The 23,609-nt window shown below is 74.6% G+C and carries 18 protein-coding genes and 1 pseudogene; 14 read left to right on the forward strand and 5 right to left on the reverse strand.

The window, feature by feature from the left end:
- Positions 1 to 85 precede the first annotated feature (85 nt).
- Both GA0070213_RS24360 and GA0070213_RS24365 read left to right on the forward strand, forming a co-directional pair.
- The gene (locus GA0070213_RS24360; RefSeq protein WP_425412859.1) at positions 86 to 1,252 is read left to right on the forward strand and encodes a cobalamin biosynthesis protein; all 1,167 of its coding nucleotides are present in this window, start codon (positions 86 to 88) and stop codon (positions 1,250 to 1,252) included.
- Positions 1,249 to 2,805: a cobyric acid synthase gene (locus GA0070213_RS24365; RefSeq protein WP_091069474.1), complete on the forward strand. Its 1,557-nt coding sequence runs from the start codon at positions 1,249 to 1,251 to the stop codon at positions 2,803 to 2,805. Before GA0070213_RS24360 ends, GA0070213_RS24365 begins: the two co-directional genes overlap by 4 nt.
- Positions 2,806 to 2,834: 29 nt before the next feature.
- Here GA0070213_RS24365 and GA0070213_RS24370 read toward each other — a convergent pair whose 3' ends face one another.
- Positions 2,835 to 3,236, reverse strand: coding sequence for a rhodanese-like domain-containing protein (locus tag GA0070213_RS24370; RefSeq protein ID WP_091069476.1), 402 nt, complete (start codon positions 3,234 to 3,236; stop codon positions 2,835 to 2,837).
- Between the two features lie 112 nt (positions 3,237 to 3,348).
- Between GA0070213_RS24370 and GA0070213_RS24375 the strand changes: the two are divergent.
- The 4 genes and pseudogenes from GA0070213_RS24375 to GA0070213_RS24390 all read left to right on the forward strand — a co-directional run.
- Positions 3,349 to 4,046, forward strand: a pseudogene (locus tag GA0070213_RS24375) (uridine kinase family protein); the annotation flags it as partial.
- Positions 4,021 to 5,382 carry a dipeptidase gene (locus GA0070213_RS24380; protein WP_091069479.1) on the forward strand — a complete coding sequence of 454 codons (1,362 nt, stop codon included), beginning with the start codon at positions 4,021 to 4,023 and terminating at the stop codon, positions 5,380 to 5,382. The pseudogene GA0070213_RS24375 and the gene GA0070213_RS24380, both read left to right, overlap by 26 nt.
- A 149-nt stretch (positions 5,383 to 5,531) precedes the next feature.
- The gene (locus GA0070213_RS24385; RefSeq protein ID WP_091069481.1) at positions 5,532 to 5,738 is read left to right on the forward strand and encodes a hypothetical protein; all 207 of its coding nucleotides are present in this window, start codon (positions 5,532 to 5,534) and stop codon (positions 5,736 to 5,738) included.
- A gap of 154 nt (positions 5,739 to 5,892) precedes the next feature.
- Positions 5,893 to 7,476, forward strand: a complete 1,584-nt coding sequence (locus tag GA0070213_RS24390; RefSeq protein ID WP_091069633.1) for an ATP-dependent DNA ligase — start codon at positions 5,893 to 5,895, stop codon at positions 7,474 to 7,476.
- A 15-nt stretch (positions 7,477 to 7,491) separates the two neighbouring features.
- Here the strand turns inward: GA0070213_RS24390 and GA0070213_RS24395 are convergent, their stop codons facing one another.
- Positions 7,492 to 8,322 carry an SURF1 family cytochrome oxidase biogenesis protein gene (locus GA0070213_RS24395; RefSeq protein WP_091069484.1) on the reverse strand — a complete coding sequence of 277 codons (831 nt, stop codon included), beginning with the start codon at positions 8,320 to 8,322 and terminating at the stop codon, positions 7,492 to 7,494.
- Between the two features lie 134 nt (positions 8,323 to 8,456).
- On the opposite strand from GA0070213_RS24395, the gene GA0070213_RS24400 reads away from it, so the two are divergent.
- Together GA0070213_RS24400 and GA0070213_RS24405 are read left to right on the forward strand one after the other, a co-directional pair.
- Positions 8,457 to 9,827 (forward strand): cobyrinic acid a,c-diamide synthase CobB, encoded by a 1,371-nt coding sequence (locus tag GA0070213_RS24400; protein WP_091069634.1) that lies wholly within the window; start codon positions 8,457 to 8,459, stop codon positions 9,825 to 9,827.
- On the forward strand, positions 9,824 to 10,393 hold the full coding sequence (locus tag GA0070213_RS24405) for a GNAT family N-acetyltransferase (protein WP_091069487.1): 570 nt from the start codon (positions 9,824 to 9,826) through the stop codon (positions 10,391 to 10,393). The genes GA0070213_RS24400 and GA0070213_RS24405 overlap by 4 nt, the downstream gene beginning before the upstream one ends.
- 114 nt (positions 10,394 to 10,507) lie before the next feature.
- Here the strand turns inward: GA0070213_RS24405 and GA0070213_RS24410 are convergent, their stop codons facing one another.
- Complete coding sequence (locus tag GA0070213_RS24410; RefSeq protein WP_091069490.1) at positions 10,508 to 12,640, reverse strand: transglycosylase domain-containing protein; 2,133 nt, start codon at positions 12,638 to 12,640, stop codon at positions 10,508 to 10,510.
- Positions 12,641 to 12,763: 123 nt separating this feature from the next.
- On the opposite strand from GA0070213_RS24410, the gene cobC reads away from it, so the two are divergent.
- From cobC to cobA, 3 genes are read left to right on the forward strand one after another with little or no spacing between them, the layout of a single operon-like run.
- Entirely contained in the window at positions 12,764 to 13,837 is a 1,074-nt protein-coding gene (gene cobC / locus GA0070213_RS24415; protein ID WP_091069493.1) for an Rv2231c family histidinol phosphate aminotransferase CobC, read from the forward strand.
- Positions 13,837 to 15,060: a nicotinate-nucleotide--dimethylbenzimidazole phosphoribosyltransferase gene (locus GA0070213_RS24420; RefSeq protein ID WP_175441476.1), complete on the forward strand. Its 1,224-nt coding sequence runs from the start codon at positions 13,837 to 13,839 to the stop codon at positions 15,058 to 15,060. Before cobC ends, GA0070213_RS24420 begins: the two co-directional genes overlap by 1 nt.
- Positions 15,057 to 16,289 carry a uroporphyrinogen-III C-methyltransferase gene (gene cobA, locus GA0070213_RS24425; RefSeq protein WP_091069497.1) on the forward strand — a complete coding sequence of 411 codons (1,233 nt, stop codon included), beginning with the start codon at positions 15,057 to 15,059 and terminating at the stop codon, positions 16,287 to 16,289. Before GA0070213_RS24420 ends, cobA begins: the two co-directional genes overlap by 4 nt.
- 159 nt (positions 16,290 to 16,448) lie before the next feature.
- Here the strand turns inward: cobA and otsB are convergent, their stop codons facing one another.
- Positions 16,449 to 19,049 (reverse strand): trehalose-phosphatase, encoded by a 2,601-nt coding sequence (gene otsB, locus GA0070213_RS24430; RefSeq protein ID WP_091069500.1) that lies wholly within the window; start codon positions 19,047 to 19,049, stop codon positions 16,449 to 16,451.
- Entirely contained in the window at positions 19,046 to 20,446 is a 1,401-nt protein-coding gene (locus GA0070213_RS24435) for an alpha,alpha-trehalose-phosphate synthase (UDP-forming) (protein WP_091069502.1), read from the reverse strand. The genes otsB and GA0070213_RS24435 overlap by 4 nt, the downstream gene beginning before the upstream one ends.
- A gap of 326 nt (positions 20,447 to 20,772) precedes the next feature.
- Between GA0070213_RS24435 and ettA the strand changes: the two genes are divergently transcribed.
- Genes ettA through GA0070213_RS24450 form a run of 3 tightly spaced genes read left to right on the forward strand, consistent with a single transcriptional unit; the run spans position 20,773 to position 23,556 of the window.
- Entirely contained in the window at positions 20,773 to 22,449 is a 1,677-nt protein-coding gene (gene ettA, locus GA0070213_RS24440) for an energy-dependent translational throttle protein EttA (protein ID WP_091069504.1), read from the forward strand.
- Entirely contained in the window at positions 22,442 to 22,885 is a 444-nt protein-coding gene (locus GA0070213_RS24445) for an acyl-CoA thioesterase (protein WP_091069507.1), read from the forward strand. Before ettA ends, GA0070213_RS24445 begins: the two co-directional genes overlap by 8 nt.
- Entirely contained in the window at positions 22,882 to 23,556 is a 675-nt protein-coding gene (locus GA0070213_RS24450) for a DUF8185 domain-containing protein (protein WP_425412860.1), read from the forward strand. Before GA0070213_RS24445 ends, GA0070213_RS24450 begins: the two co-directional genes overlap by 4 nt.
- The last annotated feature ends 53 nt before the right edge of the window (positions 23,557 to 23,609 follow it).

The raw sequence follows: 23,609 nt of genomic DNA on the forward strand, positions 1-23,609 counted from the left end.
CGGGGAGGCTGAACTGCCAGGGTGGTCGGAGCGTCCGCCGGGAACCGCCGGTGCGGCTAGGCTGGCCGGCCGGAGGTGGTGACGGGTGCGACAGGCGACCGCCATGGCGAACGCGACCGGGCTGGCGGCGGGGTACGCGCTCGACGCGCTGCTCGGTGACCCGCGCAGGTGGCATCCGGTGGCCGGCTTCGGCCACGCGGCCGGCGCGCTGGAGCGACGGATCTACCGCCCCCGGCGGTCGGCCGGAGCCGCGTTCACGGCGCTGGCGGTCGGCGCGCCGGCACTCCTCGGCGCCGCCGCCGCACTGGCCACCAGGCGTCACCCGGTGGCCCGGGCCGCGCTGGTGGCCGCCGGCACCTGGACGGTGCTGGGCGGACGGACCCTGCGGCACGAGTCGCGGGTGATGGGGCGGTCGCTGCGTCGCGCCGACCTGCCCGCCGCCCGGGCCCGTCTCGGTCACCTGTGCGGGCGGGACCCGTCCGCCCTGGACGAGCCGGAGCTGGCCCGCGCCACCGTCGAGTCGGTCGCCGAGAACACCTCCGACGCGGTGGTCGCGCCGCTGGTGTGGGGCGCGGTCGCCGGGCTGCCCGGCCTGCTCGGCTACCGGGCGGCGAACACGCTCGACGCCATGGTCGGTCACCGCTCACCCCGGTACGCCCGCTTCGGCACCCCGGCGGCGCGGCTGGACGACCTGCTCAACCTGGTGCCGTCCCGGCTGACCGGGCTGCTCACGGTGGCCGTCGCGCCGGTGGTGCACGGGGACCGGGCGACGGCCTGGCACGTCTGGCGGCGGGACCGGGCCGACCATCCGAGCCCGAACGCCGGGCAGTGCGAGGCGGCGATGGCGGGCGCGCTCGGCGTCCGGCTGGGCGGGCGCAACGTCTACTTCGGCCGCTCCGAGACGCGGCCGTTCCTCGGTGACGGCCCTCGGCCGGAGGCGCGACACCTGAAGCGGGCGGCCCGGGTCTCCGGCGCGGTGAGCCTGGCCGCGCTCGGGTTGGCCGCGCTCTACCCGGTGACGGTGGGCCGGCTGGCCGGCGCCACCGCCCGCGCCGCGTTGCGCACGATCACCGGCGCTCCCGGGCGCACGATCAGCGGCGCTCCCGGGCGCACGATCAGCGCCGCCACCGGGCGTACGATCACCGGCTCCGCCGGGCGCACGCTCGGTGCTCCCGAGCGCGACGGTCGGGGCCTCGTCCGGAGCGTCGGCGCCGCGCGCATCGCGCGTGGCGGCCGGGGGAGCGGGCGGTGAGCGGCGGGCTGCTGGTCGCCGGCACCACCTCCGACGCCGGCAAGAGCGTGCTCACCGCCGGGATCTGCCGCTGGCTGCGCCGCCAGGGGGTCCGGGTCGCGCCGTTCAAGGCGCAGAACATGTCCAACAACTCGGCCGTGGTGGTCGGCCCGGACGGCCGGGGTGGGGAACTCGGCCGGGCTCAGGCCATGCAGGCCGCCGCCGCCGGGCTCGCGCCCGACCTGCGCTTCAACCCGGTGCTGCTCAAACCGGGCAGCGACCAGGCCAGCCAGGTGGTGCTGCTCGGCGAGGCGGTCGACACGGTCACCGCCGGCAACTTCCACACGTTGCGGCCCCGGCTCGCCGCCACCGCGTACGCGGCGCTGGCCGAGCTGCGGACCGAGTACGACGCGGTGATCTGCGAGGGCGCGGGCAGCCCCGCGGAGATCAACCTGCGGGCCGGCGACTACGTCAACATGGGGCTGGCCCGCCACGCCGGCCTGCCCGCGATCGTGGTCGGCGACATCGACCGGGGCGGGGTGTTCGCCTCGATGTTCGGCACCGTGGCCCTGCTCGACGCGGCCGACCAGGCGCTGGTCGCCGGCTTCGTGATCAACAAGTTCCGGGGTGACGTCGGGTTGCTCCGGCCCGGTCTGGGCATGCTCCGCCAGGTCACCGGCCGACCCACCTACGGCGTGCTGCCGTGGGCGCTGGACCTGTGGCTCGACGCGGAGGACTCGCTCGCGTACGGGCGGGTGCTCGGCCGGCCGGCGGCGCCGCGCGGCACGGACTGGCTCGACGTCGCGGTGGTCCGGCTGCCCCGGATCAGCAACGCCACCGATGTCGAGGCGCTCGCCACCGAGCCGGGGGTGCGGGTGCGGCTGACCGTCGAGCCGGCCGAACTGGCCGCCGCCGACCTGGTGGTGCTGCCCGGCTCCAAGTCGACCGTCGCCGACCTGGCCTGGCTGCGGGAGAGCGGGTTGGCCGACGCGGTGCGGGCGCACGCCGCCGCCGGCCGTCCGCTGCTCGGCATCTGCGGCGGGTTCCAGATGCTGGGCCGGGCGATCCACGACCCGGTGGAGAGCCGCCAGGGCACCGTGCCCGGCCTCGGGCTGCTGCCCGTCGAGATCACCTTCGATCCGCGCAAGACGGTCCGCCGGGCCGAGGGCGCCGCGGCCGGGGACGTGCCGGTGCACGGGTACGAGATCCACCACGGCCGGGTCTCCGCCGCCGACCCGGGGCTGCCGCCGCTGCTGCGCCACGCCGACGGCACCGGCGAGGGCGCCCGGCTCGGCGCGGTGTACGGGACGCACTGGCACGGCGCGTTCGAGTCCGACGCGTTCCGCCGCCGGTTCCTCACCGAGGTCGCCGGGGTGGCCGGTCGGACCGGTTTCAAGGTGGCGCCGGACACGTCGTTCGCGGCGGTTCGGGAACGGACGCTGGACCTGCTCGGCGACCTGGTGGAGGAGCACCTCGACACCCGCGCGCTGCGGCGGCTGATCGAGGACGGCCCGCCGCCGGGCCTGCCGTTCGTGCCGCCCGGCGCGCCCGGGCAGCCGCCCGGCCCGTCCTGACCGGAACGACCCGGCAGCACCCGGGCGGGTCAGTGGCGCACGTCGGCCGGGCGGTCGGACATCGGCAGGCCGGCCTCCCGCCAGCCCTGCACGCCGCCGATCATGTCGGTGGCGTGCCGCAGGCCGAGCGTCTGGAGGCTGGCGGCGGCCAGGCTGGAGCTGAAGCCCTGCCGGCAGGCCACCACGATCTCGCGGTCGTAGCCGATCGCCTCCGGGATGCGCCACTCGCTGGCCGGGTCGAGCCGCCACTCCAGCACGGTGCGGTCGATGACGATCGCGCCGGGCAGCTCACCCTCCTCGCGACGCTGCGCCTCGGTGCGCGTGTCGATCAGCAGCGCGCCGTTGCGGACCGCCTCGACGGTCTCGTGCGGGGTGAGCCGGCGGAGACCGGCGCGGGCCTGTTCCAGGAGGGCGTCGACGCCCGGACACATCACGTCATGGAGCACCCCCAGATCATGCCCGCGGCCCGGCGACACCGCCGGGCGAAACGGCCCGCCCGGGTCGCAGGATCCAGCGGACGGGGGAAACGTTAGCGTCGGTCGGGTGAACGTCGCGGTGGTCGAGGCGTACGCCGGACTGGTCCGGCGGGTGCTGGCCGGGCCGGCGCGGTTGGGGCGTACCCGACTGGTGGCGGTGGACGGGCCGAGCGGCGCGGGCAAGAGCGTCTTCGCGACGCGCCTCGCGGAGGCGTTCGCGGCGACCGGCGGCGACCGGCCGCCGCTGGTCCGCACCGACGACCTGCTCGACGGCTGGGACGACCAGCTCACGTTCTGGGCGCGGCTGGAGGAGTGGGTGCTCGGGCCGGTGCGGGCCGGCCGGCCGGGCGGCTACCGCCGGTACAGCTGGGTCCGTCGGCGTTTCCTGGACCGGGTGGTGCCGGTGCCGGTGGCGCCGGTGCTGATCGTCGAGGGGGTGAGCGCCGCGCGCGCCGCCGTACGTCCCGAGCTGACGCTCTCCGCGCTCGTCACCGCGCCGGCCGAGCTGCGGCTGTCCCGGGCGCTGGCCCGCGACGGCGCGGGGGTCCTGCCGGAGTTGCGCCGCTGGCACGCCGGCGAGCGGGCGCACTTCGCCGCCGACGGCACCGAGGCGGCGGTGGACCTGGTCGTCGACGGCGCTCCCGGCCTGCCGCACGATCCGGACCGCTACTTCGTGCGGCACGGTCGGCGTCCGGGCTCGGACGGCGTGGCCGGGTAAGGCCGGCATACGATTCCGGTCATGACCACTCCGATCATCTCCGAGTCCGAGGTGCGGGCCGCCGTCGCGCGGGAACTGCCCGGCGTCCGTGCCGACCTCGAACGACTCGTCCGCATTCCGGGCATCGCCTTCGAGGGCTTCGACCACTCGCACGTGGAGCGTTCCGCCGAGGCGGTGGCGGAGTTGCTGCGCGGTTGCGGCCTGGACACCCGGATCGTCCGCTCCGGCGGCCAGCCGGCGGTGATCGGGACGAAGGCGGCCCCGGCCGGCGCGCCCACCGTGCTGCTCTACGCCCACCACGACGTGCAGCCGGTCGGTGACCTGTCGCTGTGGGAGTCCGACCCGTTCGAGCCGGTGGAGCGCGACGGCCGCCTCTACGGCCGGGGTGCGGCCGACGACAAGGCGGGCATCATGGCGCACGTCGCCGCGCTGCGCGCGTTCGGCGACCGGCTGCCGGTCGGCGTGGTGCTGTTCGTCGAGGGTGAGGAGGAGTACGGCTCGGACTCGCTGGAACGGCTGCTCGCCGAACACCGCGACGACCTGGCCTCGGACGTCATCGTGATCGCCGACTCCACCAACTGGGACGTCGGGGTGCCGGCGTTGACCACCTCGCTGCGCGGCATCGTGAACTGCTTCGTGGAGGTGCGCACGCTCGACCACGCGGTACACAGCGGCATGTTCGGCGGCGCCGTGCCGGATGCGCTCACCGCCCTGGTGAAGCTGCTCGGCACGCTGCACGACGACGCCGGCGACGTGGCGGTGGACGGCCTGGCCGGGCGCGAGGGTGCGAGCGTCGACTACCCGGAGGACCGGTTCCGCGCCGAGGCCGGCCTGGTCGACGGCGCGCGGCTGTTCGGCACCGGCCGGATCACCGACCGGCTCTGGACGAAGCCGGCGCTGGCGATCCTCGGCGTCGACGCGCCGGCCACCGGGGAGGCGCCGAACGCGCTGGTCCCCGCCGCGAAGGCGAAGCTGAGCGTACGGCTGGCGCCGGGCGACGACCCGAAGAAGGCGTATGCGGCGTTGACCGCGCACCTGGAGCGGAACGCGCCGTGGGGCGCGCAGGTGACGGTGACGTTCGAGCACGACGGCGCGCCCTGCGTGATCGACGCGAGCGGCCCGATGTTCGACGCGGCGCGGGCGGCGTTCCGGGGCGCCTGGGACGGCACCGACCCGGTCGACATCGGGGTCGGCGGCTCGATCCCGTTCATCGCCACGTTCCAGGAGATGTTCCCGGCGGCGGCGATCCTGGTGACCGGCGTGGAGGACCCGCACGCCCGGGCGCACGGGCCGAACGAGAGCCTGCACCTGGGCGAGTTCGCCCGGGTCTGCCTGGCCGAGGCGCTGCTGCTGGCGAAGGTGGCCGAGGCGGGCCGCGCCTGACCTGGCCGTACGACGGGTGCCGCTGCCGTCGGCGTTGCGGGCCGACCTCTCTGTCCGGTCGCGACACGCTCGGTGTCGAAACCGTAACTTCGGGATGGATGTCGGAGTTTGCGGCGTGTCGGCCGGTCGGGTGTTATAGCCTTTCGAACATGCGTACGAACGACGAGATGGCGCGGCTCCAGGCCGCCGTCCGTGCTCTGGGGGACGTCGACGTCTCCGCGTGGCCCGAGGCCACGCTCAAGGAACAGCTCGGTGAGCTCTCGGCCACGCTGGTCACGCTCGACGCGCTGCTCACCCGGGTGGCCGAGGGGGTGCGCGGGCGCGGCCTGCGGGTCGAGGAGCCGGTCTCGGCCTGATCTTCGGGCGCCAGAAGCGGCCCGGCGCGCGCGGCCCGGCGACCGGCACGACGGGCCGCGCGCGTCCGGGCGTCCGGCGGTCCGGCGCACCCGAAACGGTGCGCCGGGCCGCTGGAACCGCCCCGGTGTCACCGCCGGCTGGCAGGATGTGGGCGTGCGTTTCGCGGAACTGGCGGCCACCTCGGCCGCGGTCGGGGCCACCGGCGGCCGGCGGGCCAAGGTGGAGCTGCTGGCCGCCGCGCTGCGCGCGCTCGACCCGGGCGAGATCCCGGCCGGCGCCGGCTACCTCGCCGGTGAGCTGCGGCAGCGGCAGACCGGTGTCGGCTGGGCGGGGCTGCGGGACCTGCCACCACCGGCGGCCGAGCCGACCCTGACCGTGACCGCCGTCGACGCGGGGATCGAGGAGATCTCCCGGGTCGCCGGCGCCGGCTCCCAGGCCCGGCGGCGGGAGCTGGTCGGCCGGTTGTTCGCCGCGGCCACCGCCGACGAGCAGCGCCTGCTGGTCGGCCTGTTCCGCGGCGAGCTGCGGCAGGGCGCCCAGGCCGGCCTGCTCGCCGAGGCGGTGGCCCGAGCCGCCGACGTGCCGGTCCCGGCCGTCCGGCGGGCCCTGCTGCTCGCCGGTGACCTGCGGGCGGTGGCGGTCGCGGCGCTCACCGGCGGCGCCGCCGCACTGGCCGGGTTCGGGCTCCAGGTGGGCCGTCCGCTCGCGCCGATGCTGGCGCAGAGCGCGCCCACTGTCGACGAGGCGCTCACCGCGACCGGCGCGCCGGCCGTGGTCGACGTCAAACTCGACGGCATCCGCATCCAGGTGCACCGCTCCGGGTCGGACATCGCGGTCTTCACCCGCAGCCTCGACGAGATCACCGGCCGGCTGCCCGAGGTGGTGGCCGCCGTCCGCGCGCTGCCCGCCCGCGAGCTGGTGCTCGACGGCGAGGCGATCGGGTTGGACGCCGCCGGCCGGCCGCTGCCGTTCCAGCAGACGTCGAGCCACGCGGCGCGGCGCACCACGCCCAGCACCACCGGCCGCGCCCCGGTCGCGCCCGCCGTGCTGGCCGCCGCCGAGCGGGCCGGCGAGCCGGTGCTCACCCCGTACTTCTTCGACCTGCTGCACCTCGACGGCGCCGACCTGATCGACCTGCCCGGGCGGGAGCGGTGGGCGACGCTGGCCCGCGCGGTGGATCCGGCGCTGCTGGTCGGCCGGGTGGAGGTGGACGACGCGGAACAGGCCGCCGCCGCGTTCGCCGCGGCGATCGACGCCGGTCAGGAGGGCGTGGTGGTCAAGGACCCGGCCGCGCCCTACGACGCCGGGCGGCGCGGCGCGGCCTGGGTCAAGGTCAAGCCCCGGCACACGCTCGACCTGGTGGTGCTCGCGGTCGAGTGGGGCAGCGGCCGGCGTCAGGGTTGGCTGTCCAACCTGCACCTCGGCGCCCGCGACCCGGGCAGCGGCGAGTTCGTCATGCTGGGCAAGACGTTCAAGGGGCTCACCGACGAGACGCTGCGGTGGCAGACCGAACGCTTCCTGTCGCTGGCCGTGGAGAAGGGTGACTGGGTGGTGCGGGTCCGCCCGGAGCAGGTGGTCGAGATCGCGTTCGACGGGGTGCAGACGAGCAGCCGCTACCCGGGCGGGATGGCGCTGCGCTTCGCCCGCGTGGTGCGCTACCGCGACGACAAGAGCGCCGCGGAGGCGGACACGATAGACGCGGTCCGGGCGATCCACGCCGGCCGGGTCACCGGCTGAGCCCCTGGTCCGGGCTCAGGAGGTGGCGGGGCCGGCGGCGGCCGGCTCGGCGGCCCGGTCCACCGGCACGCGCGGGCCGTCCAGACCGGCTCGGCGGCGGGCCTCCCGGCGTGCCACCCAGCCGTAGCCGACCAGGCTCATCACCGCGAAGATCCACCACTGCCACACGTAGCCGAAGTTCTGCCAGTTGTTGGTGTGCCCGATCGGCACCGCCCGGAAGGCCGGGTCGGCGGCCGGCGTCTGCCCGTCCAGCAGCACGTAACCGCCGGTCACCGGGTAGGGCAGCTGCTTCGCCAGGCGGGCGACGTCGATCCGCCGCGCCTCCAGCTTGCCGTCGCGCCGGGCGACGCCGCCGCCACCGCTCTCGCTGCCGACCACCCGGCCGGTGACGGTGACCTCGCCGGTCGGCGCCGCCGGCACCGCCGGCTGGACGGTCGCCCCGCCGCCCGGGATCGGCGGGATCCAGCCGCGGTCGACGAGCACCGCGCTGCCGTCGGCGAGCACCAGCGGGGTGAGCACCTCGAAGCCGACAGTGCTGTCCACGGTCCGGCCGCGGATCAGGACGTCGTTCGCGCTGTCGTAGCGACCGGTGGCGGTGACCCGGCTCCAGGTTAGCCGCTCGGCCGGGGCCGGGCCCACGCTGCCGGCGGCGCCGGTCGGCGCGGGCATGGCGTCGCGCAGCGGCGCGGGGGTCATCGTGGCGCCGGCGTCGATCCGTTCGTTGATCGCCGTGCGGCCGTGGTAGCGGTCCAGCTGCCAGTTGCCCAGGAACACCATCACCGCGGCGGCCACCAGGGTCAGCGCGAGGTAGCCGAGCCAGCGCGGGGTCAGCAGGAACCGGTACACGTTGGCAAAGGCTACCCGTATGAGCGGGGCCACTCGTGGCTGCCGGTGGAATCCCGGCACCCGGCGGACGCCGCGCGTCGGGCCGGGCGGGTATGGTCACGCGGGCGGAAATCCCCCGGATCCAGGAGTCGATGATGACCGACGTGCCCCGCGTCGTGCTGAGCGCACCCTCCTCGGGGCACGGCACCGGTGCCCTCTCCCTCGGCCTGCTCGCGGCCCTGGCCGACCGGGAGCTGCCGGTGGCCGGGTTCAAGGTCGGGCCGGACCAGGTCGACGCGGCATACCTCGGGTTGGCCGCCGGCCGGCCGGGGCGCACGCTCGACCCGCGCCTGGTGGGCCCGGAGCGGATCGCCCCGCTCTTCGCGCACGGCGCGGCCGGGGCCGGGTTCGCGCTGGTCCAGGGCACCATGGGTCTCTACGACTCGGTCGCCGGCCGGCCGGAGAGCGAGTCCACCGCCGCCGTCGCCACCGCGCTGCGCAGCCCGGTGGTGCTGGTGGTGGACGTGGCCGCGATGGGCCAGTCGGTGGCCGCGCTGGTGCACGGCTTCCGGGCGTACGACGAGCAGCTCTGGCTGGGCGGCGTGATCCTCAACCGGGTGGCGTCGCCCCGGCACGAGGAGTTGCTGCGCGAGGCGCTGGACGACGTCGGGGTGCCGGTCTACGGGGCGTTGCGCCGGCACGAGTTGCCTCCGGTGCTGCCCGCCCGCCGGCACGGCGCCGCTCCGGTGGTGCGCGGCGACGCCGAGGCCGAGCGTGGGGTGCGCCGGCTCGGTGAGGCGGTGGCCGCCACCGTCGACCTGGACCGGCTCCTGACGCTGGCCCGCTCCGCGCCGGCGCTGACCGTCGGGCCCTGGTCGGCCGAGTCGGCGGACGGGCCGTCCGAGGCCGGCGGGCGGCCGGTGGTGGCGCTGGCCGGTGGTCCGGCCGGCAGCTACAGCCACCCGGAGACGGTCGAGCTGCTGCGCGCCGCCGGCGCCGAGGTGGTCACGTTCGACCCGCTGCGCGACGAGGCGCTGCCCGCCGGGGCCCGCGCGCTCGTCGTCGGCGGCGGGCTCCCCGAGGCGTACGCGGAGCAGCTCTCCGCCAACCGCCGGCTCTGCATCGCGGTGGCCGAGCTGGCCCGCTCCGGCCGCCCGGTGGTGGCCGAGGGCGCCGGCCTGCTGTGGCTGGCTCGCGAGCTGGACGGCCTGCCGATGTGCGGGGTGCTCGACGCGGTCGGCACGGTCCGGGACGGTCTGGTGGTGGGCTACCGGGAGGCCACCTCGGTCACCGGCAGCGTGGTGGCGCCGGCCGGCGTCACGGTGACCGGGCACAAGCAGCACGCGGCGGTGCTCACCCCGCGCGCCGGTGACCGCCCGGCCTGGCAGTGGGGTGGCGGCACCCCGGAGGGCTTCGTCCACCACGGCGTGCACGCCTCGCAGCTCGTGCCGCACTGGGCCGCGCTTCCCGGGGTCGCCGAGCGCCTGGTGGCCGCCGCCCGGACACCCGCGGCGGCGCCCGCGTGATCGGTCAGGTGGCGGTACGCCGGTTTCCGGCGCTGACCGTGTCCACCCCGCGCACGGAGGTGCGGCGGCTGACCGTGGCCGACGCGGCGGCGGTGGACGAGGTGTTCGCCGACCGGCAGACGCAGCGCTGGTTGCCGCTGGCCGAGGCGGCCGGGCAGATCGACGGGCGGGCCTGGTGCACCGAGCTGGCCCGGCAGCGGCGGGACAGCGGCGACGGCGACCACTGGGCGGTGGTCCGCCGGGAGGACCAGCGGGTGGTCGGCTGCCTCTGGACCCGTCGCACCGACTGGGGCGCCCGGCTGACCGAGGTGTCGTACGCGATCGCGCCGCACGCCCGGGGCTACGGCCTGGCCGCGGAGGCGGTGGACGGGGTGGCGATCGCGTTGATCCTGGAGCACGGTTTCCACCGGGTGGAGCTGCGGGTGGCGCCGGGCAACGTCGCCTCGCGGCGGGTCGCCGAGAAGGCCGGCTTCAGCTACGAGGGCCTGCTGCGCAACGCCGGCTACGTCCGCGGCGCCCGGGTCGACCTGGAGCTGTGGTCGTTCGTGGCCGCCGACCTGCGCTGAGGCCCGCCGCTCCCCAAGTCGATCAAGGAGTTCGCGTCGGGGGATCACCCGATCCCGGACGCAAACTCCTTGATCAACTGACCCGGGCGCACCCCCGGGACGGGCAGGCGGCGGTCAGCCGACGATCTGGTCGGACGGTGGGGTGAACTGGCGGGTGGGTTGGCCCTTCAGCGCGTCGCGCAGCGTCTGCGCCACCGCGTTCACCGGGATCTGTGACTGCCCGTCACCCACCGCGTTGAAGGGGTTGTCCGGATCGGCGATGAAACTCGCCGCGGCCAGTTCCGGGGTGTAGCCGACGAACCAGGCCGACCGGGTGCTGTCCGTGGTGCCGGTCTTGCCGGCCACCGGGCGACCGACCGTCTTCCGGACGCTGTCGGCCGTCGACCAGCCGCCGCAGCTTCCCTTGGCCGGGGTGTCGCCGGTCGGGCAGCGCGCCGCGTCGGTGGCGGCCCGGGCCGCGTCCGCGTTGACCACCTGCCGGCACCTCGGCTTGGCCACCTCCCGCTGCACCCCGCCCGGCGTGGACCAGGTGGCCGGCGTGCCGTCCCGGTTCATGATCGCGTTGACCGGGATCGCCTCGCAGTAGCGCCCGTCGGCGGCGACGGTCGCGTACGCGTTCGCCATCTCCAGCGGGGTGGCGTCGGAGACGCCCAGCGTGAACGCGCCCCACTTCTTCGCCTTGGCCGGCGAGGCCTGTTCCTTGTCCACGTCGGTGCGCCAGCGCAGCCCCAGTTGTTCGGCCAGGCGCACCCCGGCGTCCGCGCCGACCTTCTCCTCCAGCTGGACGAAGTAGGTGTTCACCGACTTGCCGAAGCCGGACCACATGGTCTGCCGGCCGGTCATCGCGCCGCTGGCGTTGGACGGAGCCCAGCCGTCGTAGACCGCGGACTGGTACCGGTAGGGCGAGTCGTAGGCGGTGGAGAGCGGCATCCCGGCGTTGAGCGCGGCGAGCATCGGGAACATCTTGAACGTCGATCCGGCCTGGTAGCCGGGGAGTGTCCCGCCGCCGAGCAGCGGTGCCACCGTGTTCGGGTAGTTCGCCTTGACCTTGGGGCCGGCCTCCGGGTTCGAGCTGTTCGGGTTCTCGGCCAGGTCCAGGGAGTAGTTCCGGTTCACCGCCATCGCCTTGATCCGCCCGGTGCCCGGTTCGGCGACCACGATGCCGTTGGCGAACGGGCTGCCGGTGTTGTCCTTGGCGCCGACGTTCTTCTCGGCCGCCGCCTGGGTCTTCGGGTCGAGCGCGAGCACGATCCGGTAGCCGCCGCGGCGTAGCTTGTCCATCCGTTCCAGGCGGTTCTCGCCGAACGCGGACTGCGCGCTCCACCAGTTCTTCAGGTAGTCGCAGTAGAAGCCCCAGCTGCGGTGCGCGCCGTCGATCGCGGCGCAGTCGTTCGGCGGGTCGGTCAGCTTCAGCTTGATCGGCTGTCCCTTGGCCGTCGCGGCGGCGTCCGGCGACAGGTAGCCGAGGCGGGCCATGTTGTCCAGCACGTAGTTGCGCCGGCCGGTGGCGTCCTTCTGGTCGGAGGTGATCGGGTCGTACTCGGAGGGGGACTTGACCAGCCCGGCCAGGGTGGCCGCCTCGACCGGGCTGAGCGTCGCCGGGGTCTTGGAGAAGAAGATCTGCGAGGCGGCGTAGATGCCGTACGCCCGGTGGCCGAAGTAGGCCGAGTTGAGGTAGCGCTCGAGGATCTGCTCCTTGGTCAGGTGCTTCTCGATGTCGAGCGCCATGCGCATCTCCTTGACCTTGCGCAGGCTGGTCTGCTGGGTGGCCTCCTGGACCTCCTTGGGCGTGCTCGCGCTGTCCCGCAGGGCCATCCGCACGTACTGCATGGTGAGCGTGGAGGCACCCTGGGAGACGCCGCCGGAGCGGGCGTTGGAGACGAACGCCCGCGCCACGCCCTTCGGGTCGACGCCGTGGTGCTGGTAGAAGCGGTTGTCCTCGGCGGCGACGATCGCCTGCTGGATGTTCGGCGACATGTTCTCGATCTTGGTGTACTGCCGGTACTCCTCGTAGAACATGGTCAGCACGGTCTTGCCGTCGGGCGCGTAGACGTACGAGGTCTCGGCCGGCAGCGCGGTCTTGAGGATGTTGGTCTTCTGCTGCACGGCGTGCGCGGTGGCCTTCGCGCCGAGGCCGGTGACGGCGGCCATCGGATAGAGCGCGGCGGCGACGACGATGCCGGCGATCAGCCCGGCGCGGAGAAGGGGCACGGCACGACCGGCGGAGGCAAGGGGTCGGTTGCTCACGTGGTCAAGCTATGACATTTCCGATTCGGAAATGAGAAGAATTCATAAACGGGCGGGGGTCGTGACGCGCCCCACGCCGGGATGCGCTGTCCCGGACGGCGGCTTCCCGGCAGGATCGCGGTCATGCCCGCCGCACCGACCGCCGCCGCGCCCGAACCCGACCTGGGTCACCACGGGGACGCCGAGGCCACCCCCGGTCTGGTCGACCTGGCGGTCAACGTGCGGCGCGCCGCGATGCCCGACTGGTTGGCCGACCCGATCACCGCCGCGCTGGGCGACCTGGCCGCGTACCCGGACCCGGCGCCGGCCCGCGCCGCCGTCGGTCACCGGCACGGGCGACCCCCGGACGAGGTACTCCTCACCGCCGGCGCCGCCGAGGGTTTCGTGCTGATCGCCCGCGCGCTGCGCGACGCCCGCCACCCGGTGGTGGTGCACCCGCAGTTCACCGAGCCGGAGGCCGCCCTGCGCGCCACCGGGCACCGGGTGGACCGGGTGCTGCTCGACCCGGCCGACGGTTTCCGGCTCGACCCGGCCCGCGTCCCCGCCGACGCCGACCTGGTCATGATCGGCAATCCCACCAACCCGACCTCGGTGCTGCACCCCGCGGACGCCGTCGCCGCGCTGGCCCGCCCCGGCCGGGTGCTGGTGGTCGACGAGGCGTTCGCGGACACCACCGTCGCCCCCGGTGTCGACGGCGAGCCCGAGTCGCTCGCCGGCCGCCGCGACCTGCCCGGCCTCCTGGTGGTCCGCAGCCTCACCAAGACCTGGGGGTTGGCCGGGCTGCGGATCGGCTACCTGCTCGGCGACGCCGGGCTGCTGGCCCGCCTCGCCGCCGCCCAGCCGCTCTGGGCCGTCTCCACCCCGGCGCTCGCCGCGGCCACCGCCTGCGCCGCGCCGGTCGCCGTCGCGGCCGAGCGCGCGATCGCCGCCGACCTCGCCGCCGACCGCGACCACCTGGTGACCCGCCTGTCCGGCCTGCCCGGCGTACGCGTCGCGGGAGCGCCGGCCAGCGCCTTCGTCCTGATCCACCGACCCGGCGCGGCCGAGCTGCGACAGCGGCTGCGGGAGCGGGGCTGGGCGGTGCGCCGGGGCGACACGTTCCCCGGGCTCGGCCCGGACTGGCTCCGGATCGCGGTGCGCGACCCGGCCACCACCGACGCGTTCGTCGAGACGTTCGCAGGGATCCTGGAGGCATGATGCTGGAGTCCACCGTCGCGGCGATCCGGCCGCTGGACGAGGCCGCCATGGCGGCCGCCCGCGAACTCCAGGGCCGGCTGACCAAGCCCGCCGGCTCGCTCGGCGCCCTGGAGCCACTCTCGGTACACCTGGCCGGGCTGGCCGGGACCTGCCCGCCGCCGCTGCCCGACCAGGCCGCGGTGGCGATCTTCGCGGGCGACCACGGCGTCCACGCCCAGGGCGTCAGCCCGTGGCCGCAGGAGGTCACCGCCCAGATGATCGGCAACTTCCTGGCCGGCGGCGCGGTGGTCAACGCGTTCGCCCGGCAGGCCGGCGCCTCGGTCACCGTGGTGGACGTCGGCGTCGCCACCCCGCTCGCGGCCACCCCGCCCGCCGCGGCGGCGCGCACCGCCGACCCGGCGGACCTGGCTGCGCTTCCCGCCGACCCGGCCGACCCGACGGGGCTCTCCGCCGACCCGGCCGGGTTCTCCGCCGATCCGGCCGCCGGCCCCGTCGCGCGCCCCGCGGACATCGTCGCGACGCCCGCCGACCCGGACGGGCCGCGTCTGGTGGTGGCGAACGTGCGACTCGGCACCCGGGACATGACGGTCACCGCCGCGCTCACCCGGGACGAGGCGCGGGCGGCGGTGGAGACCGGCATCCGGATCGCCGCCGAACTGGTCGACGCCGGCGCCGGCATCCTGCTCACCGGCGACATGGGCATCGGCAACACCACCCCGGCGGCTGCCCTGGTCGCCGCGTTCACCGGTGTGGACGCGGCGGCGGCGACCGGCCGGGGCACCGGCGTGGACGACGGGACGTACGCCCGCAAGGTGGAGGTGGTCCGGGCCGCGCTGGAGCGGCACGCGCCCGACCCGGCGGACCCGCTGGGCGTGCTCGCCGCGGTCGGCGGGCTGGAGCACGCCGCGCTGGCCGGGCTGATCCTCGGCGCCGCCGCGCGGCGGGTGCCGGTGCTGCTCGACGGCGTGATCGCGGTCAGCGCCGCGCTGGCCGCCGCCGCGTTCGCACCGGACGCGGTGGGCGCCATGGTCGCCGGGCACCGCAGCGCCGAGCCGGGCGCCACCGCGGCGCTGCGGCACCTCGGGCTGGACCCGCTGATCGACCTGGGACTGCGGCTCGGCGAGGGCACCGGGGCGCTGCTCGCCCTGCCGGTCGTCACCGGCGCGGTCCGGGTGCTGCACGAGGTGGCCACGTTCGACTCGGCCGGGGTGGCCGAGAAGTGAGCGAGCCGAGCCCGTACCCCCTGGGGTTGCGGCTGGCCGGGCGGCGCGTGGTCGTGGTGGGCGGGGGAGCGGTGGCCACCCGACGGGTGCCGGCGCTGCTGGACGCCGGCGCGGAGGTGCTGCTGGTGTCGCCGGAGCTGACCCCGGCGCTGCGCGCGCACGCCGACGCCGGGCGGCTGCGGTGGGAGCCGCGCCGGTTCGTCCCCGGCGACCTGGACGGCGCCTGGCTGGTCCAGGTGGCGGTGGACGACCGGCTCGCCGCCGCGGCGGTCAGCGCCGCCGCGGCCGAGCGACGGATCTTCTGCGTGCGCGCCGACGACCGCGCGGCGGCCAGCGCGTGGACGCCCGCGGTCACCCGGCACGGCCCGGTGACGGTGGCGGTTCTCGGCGGCGGTGACCCACGCCGCGCGATGGCCGTCCGCGACGCCGTCCGCACCCTCCTGAGCGCAAGGCGGGGGCCCCAGTTAACGGATTCGGTAGAGGAGGGGGCCCCGCTTAACACCTCCGGCGGGCGCGTCGCGCTGGTGGGCGCCGGGCCGGGCGACCCGGAGCTGATCACCGTGAAGGGCTGGCGGCTGCTCACCGAGGCCGAGGTGGTGGTGGCCGACCGGCTCGTCCCCGGGCTGCTCCTGGACGAGCTGCGCCCGGACGTCGAGCTGGTCGACGCGTCGAAGATCCCCTACGGGCCGTCGCGCACCCAGGAGGAGATCAACCGGATCCTGGTGGAACGCGCCCTGGCCGGCCGGGTCGTGGTGCGGCTCAAGGGCGGCGACCCGTACGTCTTCGGGCGGGGTGGTGAGGAACTGCTGGCCTGCGCCGAGGCGGGGGTGCCGGTGACCGTGGTGCCGGGGGTGACCAGCGCGATCGCGGTGCCCGGGGTGGCCGGGGTGCCGGTGACGCACCGGTCGGTGGCGCACGAGTTCACTGTGGTCTCCGGGCACGTCGCGCCGGACGCGCCGGCCTCGCTGGTGCGCTGGGAGTCGCTGGCCGGGCTGCGCGGCACGCTGGTGATCCTGATGGGCCTGAAGAACCTGGCCGCGATCGCCGCCACGCTGATCGCGCACGGCAAGCCGCCGGAAACCCCCGCCGCGGTGATCCAGGAGGGCACCACCGCAGCCCAGCGCACCCTGCGCGCCACGCTCGCCACGGTCGCCGCCGACGTCGAGTCCGCCGCCCTGCGCCCGCCCGCGATCGTGGTGATCGGCGACGTGGTCAACGCCCTGACCTGAGCCCTGACCCGCCGGAGCTTCGGCGATCTTGCACTTGGTGCCCGCACTGTGCCCCACTCCACCCCTTTTGTCGGGGCAGAAAGTGCAAGATCGACGAGGTGGGGTGGGACGGGAGCGGCCCGGGGCCATGTGGTCCCGGGCCGCGTCGTGGGGGTCGGGTTACTGCTTGAGCATGTTGTCCAGGAGCAGGGCGCAGCGGATCAGGCCCAGGTGGCTGTACGCCTGGGGGTGGTTGCCCAGGCCCCGCTCGGCCAGCGGGTCGTACTGCTCCGGGAGCAGGCCGGTGGGGCCGGCCGTGTCGACCATCTGGGTGAACAGCTCCTCCGCGTCGGTGCGGCGGCCGGTGCGCAGGTACGCCTCGATCAGCCACGCCGTGCAGATGTGGAAGCCACCCTCCCGACCGGGCAGGCCGTCGTCCCAGTGGTAGCGGTAGACCACCGGGCCGCTGCGCAGGTCCGCCTCGATCTTGAGCACGGTGGAGAGGAAGCGCGGATCGTCGCCGGGGAGCAGCCCGGACAGGCCGATCCAGAGCGACGAGGCGTCCATCTCGTCGTGCCCGTACGCGACGCTGTAGGCCTCGGCCTCCGGGTGCCAGCCGTGCTCCAGCACGTTGGCGCCGATCCGGTCGCGCAGGTCGACCCACTCCGGCCGGTCCTCGCCGCCGTGCTGGCGCACCACGTGCAGCGCCCGGTCGACGGTCATCCAGAGCATGACCTTGGAGAAGACGTGGTGCCGGGGTGGGAGGCGGGCCTCCCAGATGCCGTGGTCGGGCTCGTGCCAGCGGCGGCGCACCGCCTCGACCATGTTCTCCAGCACCCGCCACTCGTCGTCGCGGACCGAGCCCCGGGCGTCGGCCACCGCGGCGATCAGGTCGGCCACCGGGCCGAAGACGTCGAGCTGGAGCTGGTGGTTGGCGAGGTTGCCGACCCGGACCGGCCGGGAGCCGGCATAGCCGGGCAGCGTGTCGATGACCGCCTCGGCGCCCAGCTCGAAACCGTCGACGGTGTAGAGCGGGTGCAGCCGCTCCGGGTGCCCGCCGGTGCGTTCCACCACGCCGTCGATCCAGCGCAGCAGCCCCTCGGCCTCCTCGGTGGAGCCGAGGTCGACGAGCGAGCGCGCGGTCATCGCCGCGTCCCGCAGCCAGCAGTAGCGGTAGTCCCAGTTGCGGACCCCGCCCAACTCCTCGGGCAGCGACGTGGTGGCCGCGGCGAGGATCGAGCCGGTCGGCTCGTGGGTGAGCCCGCGCAGGGTCAGCGCGCTGCGGGCGACCAGGTCCCGGGCGGTGGTGGGCAGCCGCAGCGAGGCCACCCAGTCCTTCCAGGGCTGCTCGGCGGCGGCCTGCCGCTCGTGCACCGGCACCCGGTGCGGCTCCAGGCTCTGGGTGCCGAAGCGCAGCTCCAGCACCACCTGCCCGCCGAGGGCCGACAGGTCCACCACGGCCTTCGCGGTCTCGTACCCGGCGTCGTTGGTGACCTCCCACTCGACGCCGGGGGAGTGCAGCGCGACCGGCTCGTTGGAGCCGAGCACGAGCAACCCGTCGTCGAGCGGCTGGAGCTGCACCGCCACCTGGCCGAACTCCGGTCGCGGCGCGAACTCGACGCGGGCCCGCCCGGTGCCGCTGAGCACCCGGACCAGGGTCGAGTCGCCGCTGACCACGGCCGGGTCGTCCGGCGTGGTCTGCCGGACCGGCAGGTCCAGCCAGTCGGTGACGGTCAGGCCGGACCAGCGGGTCTCCACCGTCATGGTGTTGCTGCGGTAGCGCTGGCCGAGCGGGATGCCGCCGCGCTCCGGGCCGACGGTGAAGTGCCCGGCCGGGCTGCCGCCGACCAGGTCGGCGAAGATCGCCGCCGAGTCCGGCTTCGGGTGGCACAGCCAGGTGATCTTCGCTTCCGGGGTGACCAGCGCGACGGTACGGCCGTTGGCGAGCATCGAGTGCCGCTCGATCGGCACCGCCCGCTCGCCGAAGAGCCAGTGCCGCCGGGTCTCCAGCAGCAGGCCCAGCGCCCGGGCCGCCTCGATCGGCTCGGCCACCCGGTAGTCGGCCTGGGTCTCGCCGGGGCCGATCTTGATGCCGACGTCCGGCCCCTGGAGGTTGCCGAACGCGTTCTCGTCGGTGACGTCGTCACCGATGAAGAGCACCGCGCCGGCGGCGAGCTGGGTGCGGAGCTGGTCGACGGCGGTGCCCTTGTGGGTGGCCACCACCGACAGCTCGATGACCTCCTTGCCCTGGGTGACGGTGACGTCGTCCCAGGTGGCGGGCCCGTTGCGGACCGCCTCCACGGCCGCGGCGGCCACCTGCGGGTCGACCCCGCGGGTGTGCACGGCCACGCTGGCCGGCTTGCGTTCCAGCCGGACCCCGGGGTGCGCGGCGGCGATGTCCCGCAGCTCCTGGCGGAGCCGGTGCCGGACCGCGATCAGCTCCGGGCTGAGCCGTTCGACGAAGCCGATGTCGAACTCCGAGCCGTGGCTGCCGACCAGGTGCACCTCGCTCGGCAGCCGGGAGAGCGTGGCCAGGTCGCGCAGCGCGCGGCCGGAGACCACCGCGACGCTCGTCTGCGGCAGCGAGGCCAGCGCGCGGATCGCGGCCACCGACTCGGGCAGCGGCACGGCCTTGGTCGGGTCCTCGACGATCGGCGCCAGTGTGCCGTCGTAGTCGCAGGCGACGAGGAGCTGGGGGATCCGGGCGATGCGGCCGATCGCGGCGCGCAGTTCCGGGTCGAGCACGCCACCGGGTGAGGTGGCGGCGGCGGGCGAGGTCACGCAGCCTCCGTATCGGGGACGCCGAGCTCGCTGAGGAACGACTTGGCCCAGTGGCCCACGTCGTGGCTGCGCAGATGGCGCTGCATGACGCGCATCCGGCGGCGGGCTTCGGGCTTCTCGACGTGCACGGCCCGCAGCAACGCGTCCTTCACCGCGTCCGGGTCGTGCGGATTACACAGGAACGCCTGGCGCAGCTCGGTGGCGGCGCCGGCGAACTCACTGAGCACGAGCGCGCCGCCCTGGTCGGCGCGCGATGCGACGTACTCCTTGGCCACCAGATTCATTCCGTCTCGCAGCGGGGTCACCATCATCACGTCGGCCGCGACGTACATCGCGGCCAGTTCGGAGCGACTGTACGACTGATGCAGATAATGCACCGCCGGCACGCCGACCCGGCCGAATTCACCATTGATCCGGCCAACCTCGCGTTCCACCTTCACCCGAAGTGCCTGGTAGTGCTCCACACGCTCACGGCTGGGCGTGGCGACCTGCACCATAACCGCGTCCGGAACTGTCAACTTTCCGTCAGCGAGGAGTTCGCGGAAGGCCTTGAGCCGGAGTTCGATGCCCTTGGTGTAGTCGAGCCGGTCGACGCCCAGGATGATCGTCTTCGGGTTGCCCAGCTCCTCGCGGATCTGCTTGGCCCGGGCCTGGATCGCCGGGTCCTCGGCCAGCCGCTCCATCTCCCGGGTCTCGATCGAGATGGGGAACGCGCCGGCCTTCACCTGCCGGCCGTCGACCTGGATCATCTGCCCCTCGTAGCGCAGGCCGAGCAGGTGCCGGGCCAGCCGGACGAAGTTCTGCGCCGCCAGTCGCTGCTGGAAACCGACCAGGTCCGCGCCGAGCAGGCCGCGCAGGATCTCGGCGCGGAACGGCATCTGCATGAACAGCTCGATCGGCGGGAACGGGATGTGCAGGAAGAACCCGATCTTGAGGTCGGGACGCAGCTCGCGCAGCATCGCCGGGACGAGCTGGAGCTGGTAGTCCTGCACCCAGACCGTGGCGCCCTCGGCCGCCACGTCCGCCGCGGCCTCCGCGAACCGGGCGTTGACCAGGCGGTACGCCTCGCGCCAGCGCCGCTTGTAGGCGGGTGTCTCCACCGCGTCGTGGTAGAGCGGCCAGATCGTCGCGTTGGACTGGCCCTCGTAGTAGCGCTCCAGCTCCTCGGCGCTCAACGGCACCGGGTGCAGCCGGATCCCCTCCAGGTCGAACGGCTCGGGTGCGGCGCCGGTGCCACCGGCCCAGCCGACCCAGGTGCCCTGGTGTTCGGCGAGCACCGGGTGCAGCGCGGTCACCAGGCCGCCCGGGCTGCGTCGCCACTGCCGCCCCTCGGGTGTGCTCACCTCGTCGACCGGCAGTCGGTTGGCCACAACGACAAAGGAGCTGCGGACGGTCACGATCGGCCACCTCCGGGTACTGACGGGTCCACCGCGATGAGCGTACTGAGCGTAGCTGCGGCGTCTGATCCCCCGTGCCGGACTCCTCTACCCGCCCGGAAAGCGCCGAATCCTCCCCGTGATCTTGTCGACACCGGTGGCCGGGTGGGTGCGCGGCCCGCCGTACCGGTGCTGGGGTGGGGTGATGTGGGCGCGGCCGCCCGTACCTGTCAGGATTGACGGCGGTGTGCGCGGCCGGCTCCCGGCCCGCGGCGGCGGGCGGAGGTCGAAGCCCGCGCCCCGCACCCGCAAGCCCGCGATCGCAACCGACGGAGGTAGCCCGCACCGTGGCCCAGTTCATCTACGTCCTGGAGAAGGCGCGCAAGGCGCACGGCGACAAGGTCGTGCTCGACAACGTGACGCTGAACTTCCTGCCGGGGGCCAAGATCGGTGTGGTCGGCCCGAACGGCGCCGGTAAGTCCAGCCTCCTCAAGATCATGGCAGGGTGGGACCAGCCGAGCAACGGCGAGGCCCGGCTGATGCCCGGCTTCACCGTCGGCATGCTCGCCCAGGAGCCCCCGCTCAACGACAGCAAGACGGTCCTCGGCAACGTCGAGGAGGCGGTCGCGGAGATCAAGACGAAGCTGGACCGCTTCAACGCCATCGCCGAGCAGATGGCCACCGACTACTCCGACGAGCTGATGGAGGAGATGGGTCGGCTCCAGGAGGAACTGGACAACGCCGACGCCTGGGACATCGACTCCAAGCTCGAACTGGCCATGGACGCGCTGCGCTGCCCGCCGCCGGACGCCGACGTCACCAAGCTCTCCGGTGGTGAGCGCCGCCGGGTCGCGCTGTGCAAGCTGCTGCTGGAGGCGCCCGACCTGCTGCTGCTCGACGAGCCCACCAACCACCTGGACGCGGAGAGCGTGCAGTGGCTGGAGCAGCACCTGGCCAAGTACGCCGGCACCGTCATCGCCATCACCCACGACCGGTACTTCCTGGACAACGTGGCGAACTGGATCCTGGAGCTGGACCGCGGCCGGGCCTACCCGTACGAGGGCAACTACTCCACCTACCTGGAGAAGAAGGCCGCCCGGCTGGCCGTCGAGGGTCGCCGCGACGCCAAGATGAAGAAGCGCCTCTCCGACGAGCTGGAGTGGGTCCGCTCCAACGCCAAGGCCCGGCAGACCAAGTCCAAGGCCCGCCTCGACCGGTACGACGAGATGGCCGCCGAGGCGGAGAAGACCCGCAAGCTGGACTTCGAGGAGATCCAGATCCCGCCGGGCCCGCGGCTGGGCAGCACCGTCATCGAGGCGCACGACCTGACCAAGGGCTTCGGCGACCGGGTGCTGATCGACGACCTGTCCTTCTCGCTGCCGCGCAACGGCATCGTCGGCATCATCGGCCCGAACGGCGTCGGCAAGACCACGCTGTTCAAGACCATCGTCGGGCTGGAGCAGCCGACCGGTGGCGACGTGAAGGTCGGCCCGACGGTCTCCCTGTCGTACGTCGACCAGAACCGCCAGGGTCTCGACGGTGACAAGACCGTCTGGGAGGTCGTCTCCGACGGGCTGGACCACCTCATGGTGGGCAAGGTCGAGATGCCGTCCCGGGCGTACATCGCCGCGTTCGGCTTCAAGGGGCCGGACCAGCAGAAGCCGACCAAGGTGCTCTCCGGCGGCGAGCGGAACCGGCTCAACCTGGCGCTGACGCTGAAGATCGGCGGCAACGTCATCCTGCTCGACGAGCCGACCAACGACCTGGACGTGGAGACGCTCTCCAGCCTTGAGAACGCGCTGTTGGAGTTCCCTGGCTGCGCCGTGGTCATCTCCCACGACCGGATGTTCCTGGACCGGGTGGCCACGCACATCCTCGCCTGGGAGGGCACCGAGGAGGAGCCGTCGAAGTGGTTCTGGTTCGAGGGCAACTTCGAGGCGTACGAGAAGAACAAGATCGACCGGCTCGGCGCGGAGGCGGCCCGCCCGCACCGGGTGACCTACCGCAAGCTCACCCGTGACTGATCGGTTCGTCTACCACTGCGCGTTGCGCTGGTCCGACCTGGACGCGTACGGCCACGTCAACAACGCCCGCTTCCTCACCCTCTACGAGGAGGCCCGGGTGGCGATGATGTTCGCCGGCGGCCGGGCGTGGGGGGTGGGCTCGTTCGTCGACGGGGTGGTCATCCGCCGGCACGAGGTCGACTACCTGCGCCCGGTCGACTACGCGCTCGGCCGGGCCAGCGCGGAGGCGGCACCGAGCGTGCGGATCGAGCTCTGGGTGGACGAGATCCGGGCCGCGTCCTTCTCGGTCGCCTACGAGCTGTACGACGGCGACGCGCTGGCCGGCACCGCCCGCTCGGTGCTGGTGCCGTTCGACCTGTCCGTCCAGCGGCCGCGCCGGATCTCGGCCGACGAGCGGGCGTTCCTGCTGCGCTACGCCCCGGGGTTGGCCGGGTGACCGGGCCGGTGGTCGGGCACGGGCTGGCCGGGGTGGCCGACGCCGGGGCCTTCCTCGCCCGGCTGGTCCGGCTGGACCCGGCCGTGCTGGTCCGGCTCCGGCCGGTGCCCGGCGTCGGCCGGACCGCCCTCTGGGCCCACCTGCCCTGGGGGGTGCTCGTGGTGCGCACCGTGCCCGGCGCGGCGCCCGGTGACGTCACGGTCGCCGCGGGGGAGCTGCTGGCCGAACTCTCCGCCGCCGGGGCGGCGTTGCCCCGCCGTCGCGACGACGGCTGGCGCTGGCCGCTGCCACCGCCGGCCAGCCGGCCGGTCGAGGTGCTCCCCGGCGCGGAGCTGCGCCGGATCGCGGACGCGGCGGCCGGCACGCTGCGTGAGGCGGCCACCCACGGGGTGGGCGGTCGGGCGGTCGGCCAGCGGGTGCTGCGGGACGCGCTGCTGGACCACGTCGCGGTGGTGGTGACCCCGGACGACGCGCCGGCGGCCCCGGTGGAGGTGTCGCAGCGGCTGGTGCAGGGCGTGGTCCGGATGGGCTTCGTCGGCCCGGGCGTCGGCGACGTTCAGGTGCGGGTGGCCGGCCGTTGGGTCGGCCTGGTCGGGCCGTACGGGGCGGCATGGTCGCGGACCGTCGCGGACCTTGCACTCACGCCTACTCGAACTCACCCGAACGGATGACCCGGCATCGTTCTTCCGGGCCGGGGCGGTCGTTGGGGGGGTGCCTCCTGCCG

It is taken from the genome of Micromonospora humi (genome assembly GCF_900090105.1).
Classification (GTDB): Bacteria; Actinomycetota; Actinomycetes; order Mycobacteriales; family Micromonosporaceae; genus Micromonospora; species Micromonospora humi.

Bases quoted from the DNA above. Each gene is read 5' to 3' on its own strand.
- GA0070213_RS24420 (WP_175441476.1), top strand. From the start codon at position 13,837: ATGCTGGAGTCCACCGTCGCGGCGATCCGGCCGCTGGACGAGGCCGCC.
- GA0070213_RS24380 (WP_091069479.1), top strand. From the start codon at position 4,021: ATGACCACTCCGATCATCTCCGAGTCCGAGGTGCGGGCCGCCGTCGCG.
- GA0070213_RS24385 (WP_091069481.1), top strand. From the start codon at position 5,532: ATGCGTACGAACGACGAGATGGCGCGGCTCCAGGCCGCCGTCCGTGCT.
- cobC (WP_091069493.1), top strand. From the start codon at position 12,764: ATGCCCGCCGCACCGACCGCCGCCGCGCCCGAACCCGACCTGGGTCAC.
- GA0070213_RS24370 (WP_091069476.1), bottom strand. From the start codon at position 3,236: ATGTGTCCGGGCGTCGACGCCCTCCTGGAACAGGCCCGCGCCGGTCTC.
- GA0070213_RS24400 (WP_091069634.1), top strand. From the start codon at position 8,457: ATGACCGACGTGCCCCGCGTCGTGCTGAGCGCACCCTCCTCGGGGCAC.